19 protein-coding genes are annotated in these 22,407 nt (G+C 39.6%); 8 read left to right on the top strand and 11 right to left on the bottom strand.

Annotated elements, in window-relative coordinates; genetic code table 11:
• Positions 1-12 precede the first annotated feature (12 nt).
• Positions 13-645, top strand: coding sequence for an acetyltransferase (locus ACYVFA_RS26695; protein ID WP_460474922.1), 633 nt, complete (start codon positions 13-15; stop codon positions 643-645).
• 9 nt (positions 646-654) lie between these two features.
• Here ACYVFA_RS26695 and ACYVFA_RS26690 read toward each other — a convergent pair whose 3' ends face one another.
• From ACYVFA_RS26690 to ACYVFA_RS26655, 8 genes are all read right to left on the bottom strand, one after another.
• The gene (locus tag ACYVFA_RS26690; RefSeq protein WP_460474921.1) at positions 655-1,263 is read right to left on the bottom strand and encodes a DUF1684 domain-containing protein; all 609 of its coding nucleotides are present in this window, start codon (positions 1,261-1,263) and stop codon (positions 655-657) included.
• A 17-nt stretch (positions 1,264-1,280) separates the two neighbouring features.
• Complete coding sequence (locus tag ACYVFA_RS26685; RefSeq protein ID WP_460474920.1) at positions 1,281-2,510, bottom strand: MFS transporter; 1,230 nt, start codon at positions 2,508-2,510, stop codon at positions 1,281-1,283.
• A gap of 57 nt (positions 2,511-2,567) precedes the next feature.
• Positions 2,568-3,365, bottom strand: coding sequence for an SDR family NAD(P)-dependent oxidoreductase (locus tag ACYVFA_RS26680; RefSeq protein ID WP_460474919.1), 798 nt, complete (start codon positions 3,363-3,365; stop codon positions 2,568-2,570).
• A 193-nt stretch (positions 3,366-3,558) separates the two neighbouring features.
• Positions 3,559-4,329, bottom strand: coding sequence for a ThuA domain-containing protein (locus tag ACYVFA_RS26675; RefSeq protein WP_460474918.1), 771 nt, complete (start codon positions 4,327-4,329; stop codon positions 3,559-3,561).
• Between the two features lie 173 nt (positions 4,330-4,502).
• Entirely contained in the window at positions 4,503-5,681 is a 1,179-nt protein-coding gene (locus ACYVFA_RS26670; RefSeq protein ID WP_460474917.1) for an acetyl-CoA C-acetyltransferase, read from the bottom strand.
• A 72-nt stretch (positions 5,682-5,753) separates the two neighbouring features.
• A complete protein-coding gene (locus ACYVFA_RS26665) occupies positions 5,754-8,162 on the bottom strand; it encodes a 3-hydroxyacyl-CoA dehydrogenase/enoyl-CoA hydratase family protein (RefSeq protein ID WP_460474916.1) in 2,409 nt (802 codons plus the stop codon).
• Positions 8,163-8,248: 86 nt separating this feature from the next.
• The gene (locus tag ACYVFA_RS26660) at positions 8,249-8,950 is read right to left on the bottom strand and encodes a VIT1/CCC1 transporter family protein (protein ID WP_460474915.1); all 702 of its coding nucleotides are present in this window, start codon (positions 8,948-8,950) and stop codon (positions 8,249-8,251) included.
• Between the two features lie 132 nt (positions 8,951-9,082).
• Positions 9,083-9,571, bottom strand: a complete 489-nt coding sequence (locus ACYVFA_RS26655; RefSeq protein ID WP_460474914.1) for a hotdog family protein — start codon at positions 9,569-9,571, stop codon at positions 9,083-9,085.
• Between the two features lie 319 nt (positions 9,572-9,890).
• On the opposite strand from ACYVFA_RS26655, the gene ACYVFA_RS26650 reads away from it, so the two are divergent.
• From ACYVFA_RS26650 to ACYVFA_RS26640, 3 genes are all read left to right on the top strand, one after another.
• Positions 9,891-10,742 carry a cupin-like domain-containing protein gene (locus tag ACYVFA_RS26650; protein ID WP_460474913.1) on the top strand — a complete coding sequence of 284 codons (852 nt, stop codon included), beginning with the start codon at positions 9,891-9,893 and terminating at the stop codon, positions 10,740-10,742.
• A 3-nt stretch (positions 10,743-10,745) separates the two neighbouring features.
• The gene (locus ACYVFA_RS26645; protein ID WP_460474912.1) at positions 10,746-11,318 is read left to right on the top strand and encodes a 5-formyltetrahydrofolate cyclo-ligase; all 573 of its coding nucleotides are present in this window, start codon (positions 10,746-10,748) and stop codon (positions 11,316-11,318) included.
• A 137-nt stretch (positions 11,319-11,455) separates the two neighbouring features.
• Entirely contained in the window at positions 11,456-12,454 is a 999-nt protein-coding gene (locus ACYVFA_RS26640; RefSeq protein WP_460474911.1) for an aspartate-semialdehyde dehydrogenase, read from the top strand.
• Between the two features lie 123 nt (positions 12,455-12,577).
• Here the strand turns inward: ACYVFA_RS26640 and ACYVFA_RS26635 are convergent, their stop codons facing one another.
• Positions 12,578-13,870: a RagB/SusD family nutrient uptake outer membrane protein gene (locus tag ACYVFA_RS26635; protein ID WP_460474910.1), complete on the bottom strand. Its 1,293-nt coding sequence runs from the start codon at positions 13,868-13,870 to the stop codon at positions 12,578-12,580.
• Positions 13,871-13,960: 90 nt separating this feature from the next.
• The gene (locus ACYVFA_RS26630) at positions 13,961-17,131 is read right to left on the bottom strand and encodes a SusC/RagA family TonB-linked outer membrane protein (RefSeq protein ID WP_460474909.1); all 3,171 of its coding nucleotides are present in this window, start codon (positions 17,129-17,131) and stop codon (positions 13,961-13,963) included.
• A 202-nt stretch (positions 17,132-17,333) separates the two neighbouring features.
• Here ACYVFA_RS26630 and ACYVFA_RS26625 point away from each other — a divergent pair, with 202 nt between their 5' ends.
• From ACYVFA_RS26625 to ACYVFA_RS26615, 3 genes are all read left to right on the top strand, one after another.
• The gene (locus tag ACYVFA_RS26625; RefSeq protein WP_460474908.1) at positions 17,334-18,107 is read left to right on the top strand and encodes a DeoR/GlpR family DNA-binding transcription regulator; all 774 of its coding nucleotides are present in this window, start codon (positions 17,334-17,336) and stop codon (positions 18,105-18,107) included.
• Positions 18,108-18,248: 141 nt separating this feature from the next.
• A complete protein-coding gene (rimO, locus tag ACYVFA_RS26620) occupies positions 18,249-19,559 on the top strand; it encodes a MiaB/RimO family radical SAM methylthiotransferase (protein WP_460474907.1) in 1,311 nt (436 codons plus the stop codon).
• Positions 19,560-19,727: 168 nt separating this feature from the next.
• Positions 19,728-20,540: a tetratricopeptide repeat protein gene (locus tag ACYVFA_RS26615; RefSeq protein WP_460474906.1), complete on the top strand. Its 813-nt coding sequence runs from the start codon at positions 19,728-19,730 to the stop codon at positions 20,538-20,540.
• A 1-nt stretch (position 20,541) separates the two neighbouring features.
• Here ACYVFA_RS26615 and ACYVFA_RS26610 read toward each other — a convergent pair whose 3' ends face one another.
• Positions 20,542-21,387: an AraC family transcriptional regulator gene (locus ACYVFA_RS26610; RefSeq protein WP_460474905.1), complete on the bottom strand. Its 846-nt coding sequence runs from the start codon at positions 21,385-21,387 to the stop codon at positions 20,542-20,544.
• 188 nt (positions 21,388-21,575) lie between these two features.
• Between ACYVFA_RS26610 and ACYVFA_RS26605 the strand changes: the two genes are divergently transcribed.
• Positions 21,576-22,397, top strand: coding sequence for a phytanoyl-CoA dioxygenase family protein (locus ACYVFA_RS26605; RefSeq protein WP_460474904.1), 822 nt, complete (start codon positions 21,576-21,578; stop codon positions 22,395-22,397).
• Positions 22,398-22,407 lie beyond the last annotated feature (10 nt).

Below are 22,407 nucleotides of genomic sequence, written 5' to 3'. Positions count from 1 at the left end.
AGAAAATTTAAAATGCAAAACCCGGTATTGATTTTTGGCGCAGGTACGCTTGGTAAAGTTGCCTTAGATATTTTTAATCGTAATAATGTATTGGTATATGGTTTTTTGGATGATGACAAAAAACTTCATAATACCGAGATAGGAGAGATAGTCGTATTAGGAGAAACAGATGATGATGGTTTTCTGAAAATTGTAGGGCAAAAAACAGAGGCTTTTGTAGCTATCGGTAATACAAAAGTAAAGAAAAAAATAGTAGAAATTCTTACCGAACGCCGCCATGTAATGCCAGTAAATGCCATTCATGACCGCTCAATAGTAGCAGAAACTGCTATAATAGGACATGGAAATCTGATTATGGCGAATGCAGCTATTAATCCGTTTGCCAAAATAGGTAATCATTGCACTATTCAATCAGGTGCAGTAATAGATACCGATGCTAAGGTAGCCGACTTTGTAACGATTGCGTCTGGAGCTATGATAAACGCAGGTGCCGAAATTGCTGAAGGTGCATTTATCGGTTCAGGAGCTGTGATTGTGACAGGTGTTAAAGTTGGTAAAAATGCACGTGTAGGTGCAGGCTCGGTCGTAATAGAAGACGTGCCTGATAATGCAACCGTTTTCGGAAATCCGGCCAAGAAAGTTTAAGACTCCAGCTTAATGCTCTTTGGCATAATTCTGTTCTCCGGCGGCAATAGCTACCTGTAAATGATTTTCTCTTGGTGGTATCGGGCAACTATAACCCGCACTAAAGGCACAATAAGGATTATAAGCTTTGTTGAAATCGAGAATGATTTTTTCATTCTCGATTTGCTTCATACGCAAATCAATATATCGACCACCTCCATACGTTTCTTTGCCATTGGTTAAATCCCTGAACGGAACAAAGAGGTAATCCCGGTATTGTGCTAACTGTTGTAAATCCGGCGACCGATACACCGCAAGCTTATACGTTTTGCCATCTAACTGAAAAGTTAATTCTCCGAATTTCGCATACGTTTTAGTGTCACCCGTGGTGGTCGGAATCTGAAAAGGTCTGCCGCCTGTTGTAGCTGTAAACTGGCATTCTACCTTATATTTCTCATTGGGTTCATAAAAACGCAGATACTTTAAATCTTCTTCTTTTAAAGGCGAAAACTTCGATTTCAGAAATTCGGCTTTGTATTCATCTCTGAACTGTGCTATTTCTGAATTAAAATCCTGGGCAAAGGTATTCAACGATAATAGTATGAATGCACAGGCAAATAGGTTGTTTATACGTAGCATGGTCTTAAAAGGTTTATCTATGAAACTTTTACGGGATTTTCATTAGTAACAATTGATTGTGGAATTGGTTTCACCATTCGGGCAATAAAAATGCTCATACTTATCATCGTAATAGAAAAATAACCTACCCATTCATAATGCTCAATATAACCTGATGCAGTTTTATGAATAATAAAACCACCGATATTGGCTGCAATAGCTTGTGCAAATAATTGTAACGATGAATTGATAGCCATAAAACTTCCTCTTTGCTGGGGGGGAGCCACATTAGAAATAATGGCTTGGGTCGGAATCATTCGTCCGCTTGAGAATACAAAGAATATACCTGATACACACAAAATAACCCATACCATTCCCGTAAACATATTGGTAATCAAATATATCGGAATGAGTGATAAAAGCGCAAATGTCACGAATACTGGATATTTGCCTTTTTTATCAGCCAGTTTGCCTATCATAGGCGAAGTAAAAATAGTTAATAATCCACCTACCAGATAAATAAGAAAAATATTGCTCTGGCTAAAACCTACGTTGGCAACCAGCGTAGGGGAGATATAAGGAATGATACTGAAATGTCCAAGCATAATGGTTGTTGATAACCATAGGGCTCTTAACATATTTGGATTTTTCAGAATATTAGTGATTACCGTGAATGGATTGGGCTTTTCTTCACGGTTCTTCAGATGTTTATCAATAGGAGGCACATATCTGATAATCAGAAAAATCACAATAAGCCCTAAACTTCCTACTACCAGAAAAGGCATATGCCAGCCTAAATGATTAGCCAGAAATAAGCCTGCCGGAATACCTACCACTGAGGCAACAGAAAAAGCCGTAGTAATAAAGCCCATAGCCGTAGCCCGACGTTGATAGTCAAAAGTATCAGCAACGATTGACATGACTTGCGCACCTATCAGGCCTCCGAATGTACCTGCTATTACGCGGGCGGCAATCAGAAAATGATGAGTAGGGGCAAAGGCGCAGGCAAATGTGCCTATTACAAAACCTATATAGGCAAAGAGAACCACTTTTTTGCGGTCGTAGTTATCAACAAAAAAAGCAGCTAAAAACCCCGAAATTCCGGCACTCAAACCATAAGCAGAGACAATGACTCCGAAATATCGGGGTGAGATATTAAAAATTTGCATGAGTTGAGGCCCCAAAGGCATCATAATCATAAAATCAACAATATGTGTAAAGTTTATGCAGGCTAGTATAAAGAGTAGTAGCTTTTCTTTTGAACTCATCACAGAATATCTTCTTGGTATATATGAATCCAACGAAAATATATCTGACGTAGTTCACTATTTATTGCTATTTGCCAATTGGCTATCCATACTATTTATCGGAATTTTTCCTTGTACACTCCACGCACCATCTACAAAGAATAATTGCCCTGAAACATAGCTCGAATCATCAGAAGCCAGAAAAACTGCCGGGCCAACCATTTCTTCTGGTTCACCGGTGCGTCCCATTGGTACTACACCGCCCCAGTTGGTGCGATAATTCGGGTCTTCTCTCAGATTCCGTTCTACATTAATAGGCCCCGGACCAAAAGTATTGACACGGATATTATAAGGAGCTAGTTCCACTGCCATTTGCTCAGCCATGGCATGAATACCTCCTTTACTGGTAGAATAGGTGATTAGGTTCTTGACACTCAAAGCCGCACAGATGGTTGATATGTTAATAATACTTCCTCCACCATTGGCGCGCATGATTTTAGCCGCTTCGATAGAGCAGAACAAGGTGCCTTTCAGATTAACACCCATAACAGTGTCGAAAACGGCTTCGTCAGTTTCAAAGAAATCGCTCCAGCCTGTAATACCTGCATTATTGACTAATACATCAAGTTTATGGTATTTCTCAGTAATCTTTGCAAACATATCCCTAATTTCTGAGACCTTTGAAATATCAGCATATATTACTTCCGATTGCCTTCCCATGGCTCTGATTTTAGCCACTACTTCTTCTGCATAATCGGCTCCTGCTACTTCGTTAATAATGACATCGGCACCCTCCCGGGCAAACCCTAAAGCAATAGCTTCGCCAATCCCACGTCCCGCACCTGTAATAAGGGCAATTTTATTTTTTAATCGCATGGTTGAATAGAATATTGAAAACCAAAAGTAATAAAAAAAATTGTGGCGCGAACGTCTCGTTCGCAGTGAATACAGGCAAGCTATTTATAATGGAAATAATTTTCTGCTAATACCTCCTAATAAATTAGTCTTCCGTTTTTCAATGCCCATTGCGAACGAGACGCGACCGTCGCCCGGTTCGCGCCACAAAACTTTACAACCCTTTCCCGGTAGCAGCCCAATAAATAGCACCAAACAAATGGTCAAGGAAGAGCGGATCGCTGAAATTTTGTGGTACGTGTCCCATGGCAGTATAAAATGCTCTACCGCCGTCGTAGTTATGATACCATGAAATAGGGTGGAAGCCCATGCCTTTCCCTTCATTATCTCCCCATTTTACAACCGGATTATACGTTTTCTCATCAATAGAAATTAAGAAATGTAGGTCTTTTGATTTCGCAGCACTGAACTCATACCATTCATCAGTCCATAAAAGTTTAGCAGGGAAACGTTCCATACCCGGAAAATTTTTGTCTTCTACTTTGAGATAGGCAGTCTGGATAGTCGGGTGAATCTTGAACATCATACCCACCATTTTGGTATACCATTCCCAATCATATTCGGTATCACTGGCACTATGGATACCCACAAAACCTTTACCTGATTGAATAAATTTTTCAAAGGCTGTTTGTTGCTCTGGGGTCAGGATATTTCCGGTTGTGTTTAGAAAAATTACGGCTTCGTAATTAGCCAGATCTTTGTCATTGAAAACCGAAGCGTTCTCCTGCCAGCTAACCGAAAAGAATTGTCTTTCAGCCATAGTCTTGATAGCCGTTACTCCTTCGTTGATAGATTCGTGGTGGAAGCCGTCAGTCTTGCTGAATAAAAGTACTCTGAATTGTTTTCTTTGGGCAAAAGAAGAGGAAGAAAAGCAAAGTACTAATACAAGCATTAGTAATGCTTTAGGAGTGAGTAGTAGTTTCATTGTTTAATAATTTAGGTAGATTGAATATTTCGTGTCAAATAAACACTTATTGATTTAACAAATGTATTGTTTTGTCTTAAATCAACCAATAAAAGAGGGGAGATTAAAACCATCTTCCGATAATTTTAATCTCCCCTCGGTAAATTATTTATGCTATATCTGAGTAAGGTCCCTTAGTTCAGGAATTCATAGATACCTGCTACACCTTGTCCACCACCTACACAAGCAGTTACCATTCCGTATTTCTTATTCTGACGGCGAAGCTCGTTCAATACCTGAACAGATAATCTGCCACCAGTAGAACCCAAAGCATGACCTAAAGCAATAGCTCCGCCATTTGGATTGATTTTGCTGGCATCTAACCCTAATTCCTGAATAACGGCTAATGCTTGTGCAGCAAATGCTTCATTCAACTCAATCACATCAATATCGTCCTGTTTCAAACCTGCCTGCTTCAATGCCACAGGAATAGCCGCCACAGGGCCAATACCCATGATACGAGGCTCAACTCCTGCCGAAGCATAAGCCATCATACGAGCTATCGGTTTCAAACCCAATTCATTCACCATTCTTTCTGACATCACAATGACAAAGGCTGCTCCATCAGAAGTCTGTGAAGAGTTTCCGGCGGTTACGCTTCCACCCAGTGTAAATACAGGTTTCAATTTAGCTAATGCTTCAACGCTTGTATCAGCACGTGGACCTTCGTCTTTAGTAACCGTGTATTCTTTGGTTTTCTTCTTGCCAGAAGCCTCGTCGAAGAAAGTCTCCTGTACTTTTATCGGTACAATCTCGCCATCAAATTTCCCTTCGGCTTGTGCAGCCAAAGCTTTTTTATGAGAGTTATAAGAAAACAAATCCTGGTCTCCGCGGCTGATACCAAATTGTTGTGCTACCTGCTCAGCAGTTAAGCCCATGCCAATATAATAATCAGGGTGAGTAGAAGCCAGATTATAGTTCAAGGCTGTTTTCCAACCCATAGTTGGTACCAACGACATAGATTCTGTACCACCTGCTACAATACAATCGGCCATTCCGGCATGGATTTTAGCGGCTGCCATCGCAATGGTTTCTACGCCTGAACCACAATAACGGTTTACCGTCACACCAGGCACACTTTTACCTAATGCCAATAGTGAAATATAACGCGCCATCTGCATACCTTGTTCTGCTTCAGGTACGGCATTACCTACAATCACATCTTCTACACGAGCAGGGTCTAAATTGGGTACACTTGCCATCAGGTGTTTAATAACCTCCGCTGCTAAATCGTCAGGGCGGGTGAAGCGGAATACGCCTCTGGGTGCTTTGCCGACTGCACTACGGTAGCCAGCGACTATATATGCGTTCATGTTTTTATCTTTTGTCTAAGCTCTCGGTTTGTGTAAAACCAAGGTTGAATGATTTATACTAATATAACAATATTAATTTCTTGGAGGTTTCCCGCCACTCAATAAGCCTTGCATACGTTCCATTGTTTTCTTTTCACCTGTCAATGAAAGGAAGGCTTCTCTTTCAAGGTCTAAAAGATATTGCTCTGAAACATTCTGCGGATAACTTAAATCACCACCACAAATCACATAAGCTAATTTATCAGCGATTTTGGCATCATGTTCGGTAATATATCTACCCATTAACATACCCGTAATTCCAGCCTTGAAAAGGGCGATTCCGGTTTTGCCTTGTACTTTAATATCAGTACGTTGTTTCGGTTGTGTATAACCATCTTCTGCCAGTTTGATTGCTTCTTCTTTTGCCTCAGCAATTAAACGACTACGGTTTAGCACGATTCTATCCTTATCCGGTTTCAGATAATTCATATCGAAAGCCTCTTGTGCCGAAGTTGACACTTTTGCCTGAGCAATATTCATAAAGGCACCTTGCAGAATATTCAATTCTGGGTCACCTGTCTGATACATATCTGAGCAGCGAACAGCCATTTCTTTAGTGCCACCACCTGCTGGAATCAAACCAACGCCTAATTCAACCAGACCCATATAGGTTTCTGCATGAGCCAGAACTCTGTCAGCATGTAAATTCAACTCGCAGCCACCACCCAAAGCCAGGCTATGAACAGCCGTCACAACAGGAACTGATGAGTATCGGGCACGCATCATTGTTTGTTGGAACTGCGCAATCATCATATTGATTTCGTCGTATTCCTGCTCAATGGCAAACATAAACAACATAGCTAAGTTTGCACCTGCCGAGAATGCCTCGTTTGAATCATTTCCTACTACCAGTCCTCTAAAATCTTTTTCTGCAATGGCATAAGCTTTATTTAATCCTTCCACCACTTCTGCACCGAAAGTATTCATTTTTGAATGGAATTCTACCCCGGCAATACCATCGCCTAAATCGAAGATGGTCGAGCCTGCGTTTTTCCAGATAACATTCGTTTGACGAAGATTGTCCAGAATAATAAATGATTCTGTGCCTGGAATTACCTTATAAGATTTGCTCGGAATATCATAATATTTCTTCTTGCCACCCTCTACTTTGTAGAAACTCTCATTGCCTGCCTCCAGCATTTCATATACCCATGCTGCAGGCTTCATGTTCAGATCTTCCATGATTTTAAGCATTGGTTTTACACCAATGGCATCCCATGTTTCAAAAAGACCCAATTCCCAACCAAAGCCTGCGCAGATAGCTGAGTCTATTCTGTATAGTTCGTCAGAGATTTCTGGGATACGATTCGTAGCATAGCGGAAGAAATCGGCAAAGGTTTTTCTGTAAAATTCACCTGCATTGTCTTTTCCTGCTAAAAGTACTGAGAAACGTTTTTTCAAATCGTCAATGCTCTTTGTACCTTCAAGAGTCGCAAATTTTACTTTTACTGATGGCTTATACTCAAAAGTTTTCAGGTCTAAAGCCAAAATAACAGTCTGACCTTTTTCGTCTTTGGTTTTCTTATAAAAACCTTGTCCGGTTTTATCTCCGAGCCATTTGTTTTCCATCAATTTAGCCATTACAGGCGGTAACTGGAAAGCATCTTTTGACTCATCATTCTCTAAAACCTTTATCAGGTTATTACAAACATTCACAGTTGTATCCAGACCTACCACATCAGACAAACGAAATGTGCCTGATTTCGGGCGGCCTACTACCGGGCCTGTCAGTTTATCTACTTCCTCTACTGTTAAGCCCATTTCTTCGGCTACTCTGATGGTTTGTACCATCGCATAAATGCCCAGGCGGTTAGCAATAAAAGCAGGTGTATCTTTACACAAAACAGTAGTTTTACCCAGATACAAATCGCCATAATGCATCAGGAAGTCAACAATGGCTGGGTCTGTTTGGGGCGTTGGGATAATCTCCAACAAACGCAAGTAGCGTGGAGGGTTAAAGAAGTGGGTTCCGCAGAAATGTTTCTGGAAATCTTCTGAGCGTCCCTCTGCCATCAGATGAATAGGAATACCAGAAGTATTAGAAGTAATCAATGTGCCCGGTTTACGGAATTGCTCCACTTTCTCGTAAATCGACTTTTTAATGTCCAGACGCTCAACCACAACCTCTATGATCCAGTCGCAATCTTTGATTTTAGGCATATCATCATCAAAGTTGCCCAATTTTACACGAGTAACCGACTGCTGACTAAAAACAGGTGATGGACTGGCTTTAACGGCCGTCTGAAATAATTCATTGACGATTCTGTTACGTACTGCCGGATGCGTGGTATCCAAACCTTTGGCTTTCTCAGCGTCATTCGGTTCTCGTGGCACCATGTCGAGTAGCAGTACTTCTACTCCAATATTAGCAAAGTGCAAGGCAATACGACTACCCATAATACCCGCACCTAAAACAGTTACTTTTTTTATACTACGATTCATGTTTGAATTGAATATGATAACAGTAAATTATAAACAGTAATATGATTTATCAACGATAAAAATATGCTTGGTTAGTACCATAAGGGTTAAACATTTACACCAAAAAGATACCCAACTAAAGCTGAAAGTCCCATGGCAAGAGTACCCCACACCGTTATTCTTATAATAGCTTTCTTTATACTCGAACCACCGGTTCTGGCAGATATTGTTCCCAAAATAATAAGAAATAAGAGGGTAAATCCATACAGCCAATACTCCATTCCCTTTACAGGAGTTAAAAAGGTGACTAAAAGCGGTAGCACTCCTCCCACAGTAAATGATGAACCGGATGCTAATGCAGCCTGAAGTGGATTTGCCTGACTAATTTCATTGATACCTAATTCGTCTCTGATATGAGTGCCTAGTGCGTCAGTTTCTGTCAACTCTTTGGCAACTTGCAGTGCAGTTTCTTTCTTTAACCCCCTTCTCTCATAAATCTGAGCCAGAATTTGTAATTCTACTTCAGGCATTTCTTTAAGCTCCTGCGCCTCTCGCTCTATATCGGCTTTTTCTATATCTGTCTGCGAGCTAACTGAGACATATTCACCTGCGGCCATTGACAAGGCCCCTGCAACTAAACCTGCAACTGTCGCAAGAATGATAGGTTCTCTTGTAGTACTGGCAGCAGCCACACCTATTGCAAGGCTCGATATTGAAATAATACCATCATTTGCTCCTAACACGGCAGCTCTTAGCCAGTTGCTTTTATGTATATAGTGGTTCTCTAAATAGTTATCTATTGTTATCATTTTTCTGTTGTCTTTAAAATGATTCTCAATTCTGATTATTTCACTTTTACCAATAATCCTATTCTTGATAAATAATAAAATCTGCTCGTAGACTCTCTTTTTGTTGGAACAGTCTACAATCTTATACTGATACTACTTCTTTAAAACCCAGGCCCAATTCATCTCCGCCACAATAATCTCTTCTTCCGTTTCATCCATAATTTTTACGGCTACACTCACATCGCCTTTATCCAATTCCCGAATTTGGCTAATTTGCTGCTCAGTTAATGTGGCAATTGCTTTTTGTTGCCCCTGGCTGCGTTTGATGAATTTCACTGACAGGTTTTTCATCAATGGTAATTTATTATCGGGAATATTCATGCCCACAACCATACCCGTAGCGGTTTCAGCTAACAGGGTAGTAGCGGCGGCATGAATTTGCCCGATGTGATTTTGTACTTTGGTTTTATTGGGAAGTGTAATTACGACTTCGTGGCAAGTCATTTTTTCGAAATGAATACCAGCCGTACCCACGAATTTAACGAATTTACCAATGGAATAATCACGTAACCAATTTTGCAGAAAAGCTGGCATTTTCTGAACCTTTGCAAGGTTTCGGTTAAGGTTATTGTTATATTCCATTAAGATTGAGAAAGATTTAGTATATTTAAATGATTTTTTGAACAATCATCTTATAGCTAAATAATAGTATGCAAGCATAATTATTGGACAAAGATACAGTAAAGGAAATATTATGCAAGCATACTAATATAAAATTTATTCTTAACAAATGCAGGATAAATCAGGCAATAAATTTTTTTAATTGGCAGGCGTTTTTATGAAACCATTTTTTTGTGCCATTGGTTTTTACTAATAGCACTCAGATATAAAACTTCACCATTATTATTATTTTTATTGATTTGATATTATTCGATAAAAATTAAAATCACTATTTGTTTGTATGAAACTGATACCCATTGAAAGACGCAGCAACTTAAGTCGAGAAGAGTTCATAGAAAATTATTTAAAGCCTAAAAAGCCAGTTATTTTTACCGATTTAGTAAAAGACTGGCCGGCCTTGAACAAATGGACGTTTGACTGGCTTCGTGAAAACCACGGAAAAATTGAAGTTCCGCTGTTTGACAATAATGTGCATGATGCAAAAAATTACTATAAGGCTGCTAAAACCATGCCTTTTGGTGAATACCTGAGTTTGATAGAAAAAGGGCCTACCGACTTACGTATTTTCTTGTTTGATATTTTTAAGAAAGTCCCAGAGTTGGCGAACGATATTCGTTTTCCCACTATTATGGATGGCTTCTTGAAAAGCTATAAGTTTATGTTTTTTGGTGGACAGGATGCTGAGGTAAATCTTCATTACGATATGGATTGCTCACACGTGTTCCTGACACAGTTCCAGACCCGTAAGAAAATTGTTCTTTTCCCTCAGGAAGAAAGCGTTAACTTATACCATCACCCATTTACGGTACAAAGCCACGTGCATCCGTTAAAACCTGACTTCAAGAAATTCCCTGCTTTTGAAAAATCGGTAGGTTATGAAGCAACTTTCGGGCATGGTGAAACCGCATTTATTCCGTCATTATGGTGGCACTATATCAAGTATGTAGACGGTGGTTTCAGCTTGGCTTTAAGAGCCAATGATTCTGTGTTTACTACTGTAAGAGGGGGATGGAATCTCGTACGTCATACTTTTGTAGATAAAGGCATGGCCAAAATGTGGGGACCTCAATGGAAAGAATGGAAAGAGAATAAAGCCCAGGAAAAAGCAAATCAATCTTTACAGGAAGCTTAATTTATGATGAAAGCAGCATTAAGGAAAGAATATCTTCAAAAAAGGAATGACCTGCCAAATTCGGATATCCGAGGGTATTCGAAGAAAATCCATGACTGGATTTTCAAGAGTTTTCCTATGCATAATTATGCTGTGATTCATACTTTTTTGCCTATCAGACGAAAGAACGAGGTAGATACGCATCTGGTAATTGATACTTTAAGAAAAGACTTCAAGGCTGATATTGTGATTCCTAAAAGCCACGATGATGGGAGCATGACCCACTATCCGCTAAAAGACAATACCATTTTATTGGAGAATAAATTCGGTGTACCTGAACCTCTCAATGGCTCGCCACTTACGGTAAATCCTAAAGAAGTAGACTTAGTGATACTTCCTTTATTAGCCTTCGATAAGCGAGGATATAGGGTAGGGTATGGAAAAGGGTATTATGACCGTTTTTTAGCCCAATGCAGACCAGATGTAGTGAAGATTGGTGTTTCTTTTTTTGAGCCCGTAGATGTCATTGAAGACATAAATCAGGAAGATGTAAAGCTTAATTATTGCGTTACACCTGACGGAATCTGGAGCTTTTAAAATATTTTGGATTATTCCAAGAAAAACAAACGAAAATTTCTATTATTTTTGCACTTCCAAGCCCCTTTGAAAATTGGGGCTTTCTTGTAAATATATGTCTAACTAAAATTTCCCATGTAAATCGTGGGGTATGAATCATGAAAATCGCAGTTGTAGGTGCTACCGGACTGGTAGGCACTGAAATCTTGAAAGTCTTGGCGGAACGCAATTTCCCCGTTACCGAAATTATTCCTGTTGCTTCTGAAAAATCTATTGGTAAACAGGTTGAATTTAAGGGTAAGCAGTTTACGGTAGTAGGCTACGAAGACGCAATCAAGATGAAGCCTGCGGTGGCAATATTTTCGGCTGGTGGAAGTACTTCGTTGGCGTTGGCTCCGAAATTTGCAGAAGCAGGCATCCCGGTTATTGATAATTCATCAGCCTGGAGAATGGACCCTACCAAAAAATTGGTTGTGCCGGAAGTAAATGCTGATACCTTAACAGCAGAAGACAAAATTATTGCTAACCCGAATTGCTCAACTATCCAGATGGTAGTTGTGATGAAACCATTACACGATAAATACAAGATTAAACGTGTAGTTGTTTCAACATATCAATCGGTTACAGGTACAGGTAAAGCAGCTGTTGACCAACTTTTTGCAGAAAGAGGTGGTGACGACGATGCAACTAAGAAAGTATACCCACACAAAATAGATTTGAATGTATTGCCTCATATTGATGTTTTCCTTGACAATGGTTATACCAAAGAGGAAATGAAAATGACCAATGAAACCAAGAAAATTATGGGTGATGATAGTATTGCTGTTACAGCTACTACTGTTCGCATCCCTACTATTGGTGGACACTCAGAGGCGGTAAATATAGAGTTTGAAAATGATTTTGATTTAGCAGAAGTTACAAAGTTGTTAAGCGAAACTGAAGGCGTAATTGTACAAGACGACCCGAAGAACTTTGTATACCCTATGCCAATCAATGCACATGGTAAAGATGAAGTTTTTGTAGGTCGTATCCGTCGTGATGAATCTCAGGCAAAAACTTTGAATTTGTGGATTGTAGCAGATAACCTTCGCAAAGGTGCTGCTACCAATGCTGTACAAATTGCAGAATATTTATTAAGCAAGGGCTTGCTAGCTTAATAGCGCAATATTAAGAAAAGTAAAAAGGGTCTCGAAAGAGGCCCTTTTTGTTTGAAGATGAAGTGTTTACGACTCATTTAGCGATACAAAAAGAGCCTATGAATAGGCTCTTTTTGTAAAATATCAGATTACAGGATCATTCGGAGTATTGGTATTATTATCCTTCTCTGTTGTTGGGTAAGGATACCAGTTGCGGTTGCGTTCTGCTCCTGCTGTCCCAGGCCCCGGACGGCCAAAACGGCGGCTATCTTCCAGACGGAAACCTTGCAGGAATAATTCAATGCTGCGTTGTTTATAAATCTCTGTCAGAATAGCTGCTGAAGTTTTTTCTCCGGCATAGGCAGGTAAACCCGCACCTATTCCCCAGGCATCAGAAGTTTTGGTTAAAACATTGTTTAACTCCGTTACTGCAGCATCCAGATTGTTTTTACGTGCATTGGCTTCTGCTTTAATCAACATGATTTCACCCGGTAAATAAACAGGTAGGGCAGAGTTATTAGCTGTATAAAAACTTGCCCGACCTAAGTTGTTGGTGGCGCTTGAAGTCTGAAAAAAGAAGGCAATTCTTTTATCAGCCGGATCTGGCTTCAAGATAGCGGGAAGGCCGAAATCTGTATTAGTAGGTTCAGTTACGTTACGGTTACTGAATACTACATCAAACATCGGGTTACGAGAAGTATCATCGAAATTGAAAGCCGATTTTTTGGTTAAATCTACTTTTGCTGCTGCTGCCAAGGCTTTATCGTAATCACCTGCCATCATACTATAACGGGCTATCAATGCCTGAATCGTATTGGCTAAATCGATACCCGGTACAATGCGGCTGGTAAAGTTGGCTGAAACTGGTGTAGCTAAAGCAGTAGCTGCACTTTCAAGCGTGGTAATGGCTGCTTTCAGAACATCTGCACGCGGAACAAAAGCGGCATTTGTACCCACTACTAATGGTGCTTGTTCCCAACCCGTAGCCAGATTGCCTAAAGCCAAAGCCTTGAAAATAGAAGCATAAGCAATTAGGCCGCTCTTTGTACCAGCATCTTGTACGATGTTGACATTATTTAAAATAGTTTCAGCATTGGCTTTTACCAGATGGCTTTGGTTCCAAAGGTTTGAAGTAATAGAGTTTGGGTTTTGAACACTGGCCGCTCCCGTTTCCAGGAATGCCTCGTCTCCATTACCCGCATTTAATACTTTCAACTCTTTAGTTGTTAAACCAATTGCTGTTGGAAGTGCATAACCCGGACTGGCACGTCCGATGGTTAAACGATATTGCAAACCATTGGCTAGGGCAATCAGACCATTTACGTCGTTGATTACCTGTTGTTCGCTGGCAGCACTCGGGTTAAGATACTCTTTATCACAAGAAGTAGCCAACAGAGTAGAAGCCGTCAGAACTGTGTATATGAATATTTTTTTCATTTTTTTAAATCCCCTGTCAAATACATCCATGCTTCGGGGTGAATTTTAAGCATGAAATATGTTTTTGAAATGAACCAGTTGTAAGCTTTATCAGAATGTCGCCGTTAGCTGAACCTGATAAGTTTTCGGAATCGGTACGTTACCGAAGTCTACGTTACGCAATAAATCGTTGTTTCCGCCGGCATTGGTTTCAGGATCATAGCCGTTGTATTTATCCCACGATATAAGGTTACGACCTACCAATGTAAGATTGATATTGCTGATGCCTTTGATAACGTTAGGTAACTGGTAGCCAAACGAAAGCTCACGTAGTTTCACGAATGAACCATTGTCCACACGATATTCACTGATATTTGCCAATGAGAATACATATCCACGTGGCAATTCTCCGGTCATTTCTTTTTCTGCTATATCACCTATTCCTACGTTGTTTCTTGTGCGTTTATCGGCATTAAATACACTAACACCTTGCACAGCATCTAACAAGAATCTGAAATTGAAGTTCTTCCAGCTAAGTGAGTTAACGAATGAGCCTGTCCAGTCCGGATTAGGATTACCGATGATTGTTCTTACAAAAGTAGTTCCTGCCTCATAAGATGGTTGTCCCTGTGCATCACGCGATGGGGTATAGGTAATAGCATTAGTAGGCTGAACACCTCTTTCACGTTGCGGTAGACCTTGTGACGTCAGCAATAAACTACCGTCAGGATTCCTTGCATAGGGGAAATCGTAAAACACAGAAGCTGGTTGACCTTGAATCAAGAAAACTGGAGCACCTGCCGAGTTACTGATAGCCAAAGTCGGACTTCCTAAGCTGAGAACCTTATTGCGATTACGGTTATAGATAATCGTAAAATCCCAGTTGAAATCTTTTGTTTTAACAGGCGTTACATTCAAAGCGATTTCAAGCCCTTTGTTCTCCATAGTACCAACGTTGTTTACAATACTTGTACCACCAGTAGTCGCTGCTAACACGCGGTTCACAACAAGGTCAGAGATTTTTTGTTTATAAACAGTTACACCCAGGTTGATTTTGTTTTTCCAGAATGAAATGTCTGCACCACCTTCAGTTTCTGTCATACGCTCAGGACGTACACTTGGGTTAGCCAGAGTAGAACTCGGAATAATGGTGTTTTTGCCTAATAGAGGTACGGGCAAGAATTGCCAGAAACGGTCATAAGAACCAATACCTGTCAGGTTTCCTGCCTCTCCCCAGGAAGCACGTAATTTTAAACCACTTAAAATATTATTGATTTTACCATTTTTCCAGAAATCTAAATCAGATGGTACAAAACTACCGCTCAATTTAGGATATAATTGCTTAGTCTCACTTGGGGAGAATTTAGACGAACGATCCTGACGGATAGCACCTGTAATGAATGCCAGGTTTTTGTATCCGAAAGTAGCTTGTCCGAAAACTCCACTCAGGCTGTATTGGTCTAAACCAAAACCAGCTGTTACAGTTGTACTTGCAGCACCACTTACAGTTTCAATGAATGGAGCTAGGTTTTCACCGCTGGCTCTGGCAAATTCCACTTTGCTCGATTGATAGTTACCACCTGCAATCAGGCTCATTGTAAAGTCTTTACTTAATTCACGTTGATACGAGATGTTCAAGTCAGTATTGAAAAGCAAAGAATTATTATTGGCATTCGCCGCATACCCATTCGGATAACGTTCAGCTGGAAGACCTGCTACTGCCTGATATGGATATGCAGGGATATAGTTTTTACCTAGTGCTGAATAAGCGTCAACCCCTACAATCCAGTCAATGGCAAAACCTTTGAATGGTGTTAAGTTCAACTGGAAGTCGTTAACTGTACGGTTGACAGCTTGTGTAAACTTCATAGCTTCAATAGTAGTCAATGGGTTCACACGTGTTGGTTCAACTGCCTGTAAGTTTCCGGCTGCATCGCGTACTGTAATATCATAAATATTATTGGTGATATTAATTGAGTTGATAGGGCTGTAGAATACGTTACCATTAGCTTTCTCATTAGAGAAACTATTAGTATAACTTAAACCTACCGACATTTTAGCCCAGTTAGCCAGACGTTGGTCAACTCTGGCTCTTACACCATAACGGTTGAAATCGGTGCCTTTAATAATACCTTCGTTTTTCATGTATGACAATGAAGCGAAGTATTGCGTTTTATCATTACCACCGCTGATAGACACATTATTGTCTGTTCCCAATCCCGTCTGGAATATCTGATCCTGATAATCGTAGCGTTTCACATCTACTAGATTACTAGCTAAATTATTGATAGTTCCATCACGGAGAATACCTACAACCGTTGTTCCCGGATTAGCCGCAACCTGGGCCGGCGTAACAACACCGATAGTATGCAAGCGAAGACCTGCAAAACCAAACTGTTTGCCATAGGTAGAGATAAATACCTTTTTACGTAACTCATTTGCATTTACGCTGGTAGTAAATGTTATACGAGGCGTACCTGTTTTACCGCGTTTGGTTGTAATTAAAACCACACCGTTTGCTGCACGAGAACCATATTGTGCTGCTGCTGCTGCACCATTAATTACATTAATACTTTCGATATCAGCAGGGTTAATGTCGGCTAAACGGTTGGTTCCGATGGTAGCTGCACCAACCTGATTGCCCAAAGCTGTCTGTGAAACGTTAGCAGAAGAGTTACTTACAATTACTCCATCAATTACATAAAGTGGGTCTGAACTACCCTGAATAGATTTTACCCCACGTAAACGAACCGTAATTCCACCAGCAGGGTCTCCTGAGTTCTGGGTAATCTGTGCACCTGGAACTTTACCTTGTAGTGCACTTACCAGGTTTGATGAACCCGTTTCTTTCAATTGGTCTGCATTCACTGCGCTGATGGCATTTCCTAATTCACGACGAGATGTACGGATAGTTGAACCTGTTACTACCACCTCATCAAGATTCATTACATCATCTGTCAGGGTTACATCTAAAGTAATAGACGTCTGATTGTCTAAACTTACTTCCTGTGTCTTAGTAGCATATCCTACTGAACTTGCCGAGATTTTGTATTTTCCAGAACTAAGATTGGCATTCAATGTGTATGAGCCTTCCATATCTGTCATTGTACCAAAGGCCGTTCCGTCAATTTTAACAGTTGCTCCCGGTACACCGCCAGAGGCATCTGAAACCTTGCCCTTAATCACATAGGTTGTTCGTTGCGCCCATACGCTCAGCGAGCAGAGCAGCATCACAGCTATGTAAGTAAAAGTCCTTAATTTTACCTGGTAATTTTTCATCATAAGAATAAGAGTTTAATATGATTAAGTAAATAGCTGTTGAAAAACGCATAAAACCGCATTTCTTTTTAGCAGATTGATTTGCATATTTACGACTAAAATGTTGATTATAAAATTATTGTTTTAAATTTTTATTATTTTTTTTTTGTATTTGAACTGATTCATATAACTTAGCTTATATAAAATTGCATAAAACCGCAAAGTAATGATGCACAAAGTCGCAACGCCTCTATTATTGAAAAAAGAACGTCAGGATTTCATTATTAAAGAACTGAACTTACATAATAAAGTACTGTCGTCAGACCTTTGTAGTCAACTCAATGTTTCAGAAGATACTATCAGGCGTGACTTGAATGAACTGGCAGAAAACAGCAAATTAGTAAAGGTGCATGGCGGCGCTTTATCGGTTTCTTATTCTGGTAATAGTAGTGAAGATGTAATTTATGCCCGAGAGCAAAAACTTGCTATTGCTAAAAAAGCCGTAAGCCTTATACAAGATGGTATGCTTGTTTTAACCAGTGGAGGAACTACTTTGCGAGAGGTAATTAAACTATTGCCCAAAGACCTGAATGCCACCTTTTGTACGGTAAGTTTAATGACCGCAGAAGAACTATTGAAACACCCGAATATAGAAGTGATTTTTATTGGTGGAAAACTATCAAAAGATGCCAAAATATCTGTGGGTGGTGATTCTATTCTGAGACTTGGCGAAATGTCTTTCGATTTATGTTTGATTGGTACTAATGGCATAGATGCTAAATCTGGCTTGACAGATTCTGATCTGGAAGTTGTGCAAGTAAAAAAAGCTATGCGCCGGGCTTCAAAAAAACTGGTAGTACTCTCAATCTCCGAAAAACTGAATACTGTTTGTAGAGGCAATATCTGTAAACCAAATCAAATAGATTATCTGATAACTGAATTAGATGAGGATGCACCAGAATTAATAAGCTATCATGAGGCAGGTATAAAACTATTGTAATAATGTGGCTAAACTGATAAATACTTGTAATTAAGCCACTTAATTCTCCGAAGTTTTTTATTATCCTATTCTTTTCCGAACTTTGTAGGCTGAATAGCCGTTAGTCTATTCTATGTTTATCAAATTCCAATTATTACAAAGTTGAAAACAAAAGGTTCTCTCAAAAATAAAGTTAATATAGTTACACTTGGTTGTTCGAAAAACCTGGTCGATTCAGAGTTGATTTATACACAATTGAAGGGGAACGGATTAAATGTAACACACGAATCAAAAAAAGATGATGCCAATATCGTCATTATCAATACCTGTGGATTCATTGATAATGCCAAGCAGGAGTCGATAGATACTATTCTTCGCTATGCTGATGCTAAAGATGCAGGTGTAGTAGATAAAGTATACGTAACGGGATGTTTATCCCACCGTTACAAAGACGAATTAGAATTAGAGATTCCAACCGTTGATGCCTGGTTTGGTACAAACGAATTACCACGTTTATTAAAGACTTTAAAAGCTGATTATAAGCAAGAGCTGGTAGGGGAGCGTTTATTGACTACTCCGGCACACTATGCTTATATGAAGATTTCAGAAGGTTGCGACCGTCCTTGTAGTTTCTGTGCGATTCCGTTGATGCGTGGCAAACACGCTTCGAAATCTATTGAAGAACTAGTGCTGGAAGCAAAAAATCTGGTAAGAAAAGGCACTAAAGAGTTGATTCTGATTGCACAAGACTTAACTTATTATGGTCTGGATTTGTATAAGAAAAGAGAATTGGCTAATTTACTCGACCAATTATCAGATGTGGAAGGATTGGAGTGGATTCGTTTACAATATGCCTATCCATCAGGCTTCCCTTTAGAGGTTTTGGATGTTATCAAGAACCGTTCGAATATCTGTAAATATCTCGATATGCCTTTGCAACATGGCTCAACTGAAATGTTGAAAATCATGCGTAGAGGTATTACCAGAGAAAAAACAGAAGATTTGATCAAAACTATTCGTGATACAATTCCCGAACTTGCTTTACGTACAACTTTAATTACCGGACACCCGGGCGAAACAGAAGAGCATTTCGAAGAAATGTATCGCTTCGTAGAGCAAACCAGATTTGAGCGTTTAGGTGTTTTTCAGTATTCGCATGAAGAAAATACTCATGCCTATTCAATGCCGGATGATATACCTGCCGAGGTAAAACAGGAACGCAATGATTTGATTATGGAATTGCAACAGGGCATTTCGCAGGAGTTGAATCAGGAAAAGATAGGTAAAACCTTTAAGGTATTGTTTGACAGAAAGGAGGGAGGACATTTCATTGGCCGTACAGAGTTTGACTCACCAGAGGTAGACAATGAAGTACTAGTACCCGCTTCTCAATATGTTCGCAGAGGAGATTTTGCCAATATCAGAATCACTGATGCCACCGAATTTGATTTATATGGTGAAGTAGTAGTTTAATACTTCACCTTATGATATAGATTGCTTTCCCTTTACATGAGCCAATTATAAACTTTCCACCTATTCGTTAAATCAACAGGTTTTTGAAGATTTATTAAAATTTTTAAAAATGCTAATAATATTACGAAACCTGACGTTATTTAATCGATGTTCATGTCAAGATAAGTGATGAGATTGATTTTGTATTCGTGTGTATCTGTACTTGTTTCAGTCGAGTTACTGGCGCAACAACCTGTTTTTCGATCGCAGAGTACAAATGTGAGTGTTTTTTCGTCAAACACCACGCACACCATTTCTAAGCCTAATTCTTTTATTCCGGAAACTGAAAAAAAGAACACGAAAAAACATTTCGCTCCTGCCGGAATAAATATCCATCTGATGCCTCTGTTTGGTGGATATGACAAAACCGACAGCCAGAAAGCTATTGATGCCGAATTTCTGAAAGTGTGCGATGTGAACTTCAAAAACCGCAAAGAGGCAAGTGAATTCTTCTCTATCAGGGCCTGGGAGTATTTAAGCGAAGGACAAAAAGATACAGCTACATACCGTTTCAATCTGGCATATCTGCTCGATGATGAAAATATAGATGTTTATTGGGGGTTAGGAGTAATTAACTATCAGAATGAGAAGTATGAAGATGCGGTCAATCTGATGGAACATGGATTACAATTAGACGATGAAGACAATGCAACTCTGATGGTTGATTTATCGACGGTATACCTGAAATGGTTTATGGTTGATAAAAAGACCGAGCATTTAGATAAGACATTCGATTTATTAGCGAGTGCTCTCAGAAAATCTCCTGAAAACGCCAATGCGTATATGCAATTATCGTTGGCCAGACTAACCAATAATCAGATTGATGAAGCGTGGGATAATTTCCATAAAGGCTATGAACTAGACCCACAAAACGCTAATCCTGAAATCCTGCAAGCATTGTTAGAAAAGAAAGAGGATCCGAAAGGGGTTTTCAAGAAATAATTTACCCAAATCTTCTCCTATAAACCAAAGGTGTTACGCCTGTCTGAGTCTTAAAAATCCTGTGGAAATGGGATAGATTCTGAAACCCACACTCAAGACTTATCTGGCTTATGTCCAGTTGATTATCCATAAGCATTTTGCGGGCATTGCTCAATCGTATTTCGTTCAGGAAATACACATAGGTCTTTCTGGTACGCGATTTAAAGTATCTGCAAAACGAAGGGACGGTCAGATTCGCAATTTCTGCGATGGTTTCGAGCGAAATATCTTCTTTAAAATTCTCCAGCGTAAACTCTAATATCTTTCTCATACGCTCATTTTCGGTCTCATCAGGTCTGATACTAAAACCTTCACTGGCTAAAAGCTCATGATTTTCACTTTTAGCTAAAGCCTCCAAAGCGCTAATTAAAGCCAATAATCGTGCTACACCCTCAGTCTCAAAGATTTTCCAGATAAAGGGCGCTAATTCTTTTGAAAACCTGATACCAAGTTTTGCTGTATTTAGAAGCCCTATAATAGAACTACATTCAGGTAAATTAATCAATATATTGTCCACAAAAAGCGTAGAAAACTGAACCACCACAGCTTCATGCAGTTCTGTATTATTTTTAGAATTTAAATCACTTCGCCAGAAGTGCGGGAGATTTGAACCTAATAAAACTAAATCTCCTGGTTCAAAATTAGCTACATGGTCTCCTACAAATCGTTTGCCTTGTCCTTGTACTATCAGGGTCAGTTCAAATTCTGGATGATAATGCAAAGGCGCATCAAATTGAGGCAAAGCTACATAGCGGGTTAGAAAAGAAGAACCTTCATCGGCCGATACTTTTTCGAACAGGGCTTTCATACAAGATTTAATTTAGGAAAATATAAACACGCATTTATTTTAAAGAAGCACATTAATTAACATTGAGATTCTTTAAATAAACAAATTTATGTTAAAATACTATATAAAAATGAGAATAATAAAGATTTTTCTTAGAAAAATTCTATCGTACTTTGTGGTACTCTATTCAACCTTAACATGATTAAGCAATGACTGCTCATTCAGAGAAAGCGTCGCTTTTGCACCAACTCAACGAACCTTTTCAATTGTCAGACGAAGCCATCGCATTTTATCGTGAGAATGGTTATGTAAAACTCAAAAATGTTCTTTCTGCTGAATTATTAGCTTATTACGGCGAAATTATAACAGATTGGGTTTTTAAACTAAATAAACTTACAAAACCGATGGAAGAGCGCACAACTTACGAAAAGGCTTTTCTACAGATCATGAATATGTGGCGGGAAAATGAGGAGGTGAAAGAATTTGTTTTTTCTAAACGTCTGGCGCGAATTGCAACGGAATTGATGGGAGTCTCAGGTGTGAGACTCTATCATGACCAGGCTCTTTACAAAGAACCTTCGGGAGGTATTACCCCCTGGCATGCCGACCAGTTTTACTGGCCTTTGTCAAACTCTAATACGATTACCGTTTGGATTCCTTTGCAGGATACACCAATGGAAATGGGCCCTCTGGCCTTTGCCGAAAAAAGCCAGAACGTAGAAATTGGGCGTGATAAGGAAATATCGGACGAGTCAGAAGCTTTACTGACAGAAACATTGAAACAATTCAGTATGAATGATACACCTTTTGCCTTAGGCGAAGTAAGCTATCACGCAGGCTGGACTTACCACAGAGCAGGCGCTAATTTGTCAGGAAAACCCCGTAAAGTAATGACCATGATTTACATGGACAAAGATATTAAAGTGATTGAACCTACCAACGAATATCGTGTAGCAGATTGGCAGACATGGCTTGATAGCAAGCCGGTTGGTAGCATTGCAGACGGAAAGCTAAACCCTATACTATACTAATCCACAAGAG

The organism is Emticicia fontis (assembly GCF_054779675.1).
Note: the sequence above shows the minus strand (reverse complement) of the source record. Positions and strands in the feature narration are given on the sequence as shown.

Excerpts from the sequence above, each read along its gene's own strand:
- ACYVFA_RS26695 (WP_460474922.1), top strand. The coding sequence starts at position 13 with ATGCAAAACCCGGTATTGATTTTTGGCGCAGGTACGCTTGGTAAAGTT.
- ACYVFA_RS26690 (WP_460474921.1), bottom strand. The coding sequence starts at position 1,263 with ATGCTACGTATAAACAACCTATTTGCCTGTGCATTCATACTATTATCG.
- ACYVFA_RS26685 (WP_460474920.1), bottom strand. The coding sequence starts at position 2,510 with ATGAGTTCAAAAGAAAAGCTACTACTCTTTATACTAGCCTGCATAAAC.
- ACYVFA_RS26680 (WP_460474919.1), bottom strand. The coding sequence starts at position 3,365 with ATGCGATTAAAAAATAAAATTGCCCTTATTACAGGTGCGGGACGTGGG.
- ACYVFA_RS26675 (WP_460474918.1), bottom strand. The coding sequence starts at position 4,329 with ATGAAACTACTACTCACTCCTAAAGCATTACTAATGCTTGTATTAGTA.
- ACYVFA_RS26670 (WP_460474917.1), bottom strand. The coding sequence starts at position 5,681 with ATGAACGCATATATAGTCGCTGGCTACCGTAGTGCAGTCGGCAAAGCA.
- ACYVFA_RS26665 (WP_460474916.1), bottom strand. The coding sequence starts at position 8,162 with ATGAATCGTAGTATAAAAAAAGTAACTGTTTTAGGTGCGGGTATTATG.
- ACYVFA_RS26660 (WP_460474915.1), bottom strand. The coding sequence starts at position 8,950 with ATGATAACAATAGATAACTATTTAGAGAACCACTATATACATAAAAGC.
- ACYVFA_RS26655 (WP_460474914.1), bottom strand. The coding sequence starts at position 9,571 with ATGGAATATAACAATAACCTTAACCGAAACCTTGCAAAGGTTCAGAAA.
- ACYVFA_RS26650 (WP_460474913.1), top strand. The coding sequence starts at position 9,891 with ATGAAACTGATACCCATTGAAAGACGCAGCAACTTAAGTCGAGAAGAG.
- ACYVFA_RS26645 (WP_460474912.1), top strand. The coding sequence starts at position 10,746 with ATGATGAAAGCAGCATTAAGGAAAGAATATCTTCAAAAAAGGAATGAC.
- ACYVFA_RS26640 (WP_460474911.1), top strand. The coding sequence starts at position 11,456 with ATGAAAATCGCAGTTGTAGGTGCTACCGGACTGGTAGGCACTGAAATC.
- ACYVFA_RS26635 (WP_460474910.1), bottom strand. The coding sequence starts at position 13,870 with ATGAAAAAAATATTCATATACACAGTTCTGACGGCTTCTACTCTGTTG.
- ACYVFA_RS26630 (WP_460474909.1), bottom strand. The coding sequence starts at position 17,131 with ATGATGAAAAATTACCAGGTAAAATTAAGGACTTTTACTTACATAGCT.
- ACYVFA_RS26625 (WP_460474908.1), top strand. The coding sequence starts at position 17,334 with ATGATGCACAAAGTCGCAACGCCTCTATTATTGAAAAAAGAACGTCAG.
- ACYVFA_RS26615 (WP_460474906.1), top strand. The coding sequence starts at position 19,728 with ATGAGATTGATTTTGTATTCGTGTGTATCTGTACTTGTTTCAGTCGAG.
- ACYVFA_RS26610 (WP_460474905.1), bottom strand. The coding sequence starts at position 21,387 with ATGAAAGCCCTGTTCGAAAAAGTATCGGCCGATGAAGGTTCTTCTTTT.
- ACYVFA_RS26605 (WP_460474904.1), top strand. The coding sequence starts at position 21,576 with ATGACTGCTCATTCAGAGAAAGCGTCGCTTTTGCACCAACTCAACGAA.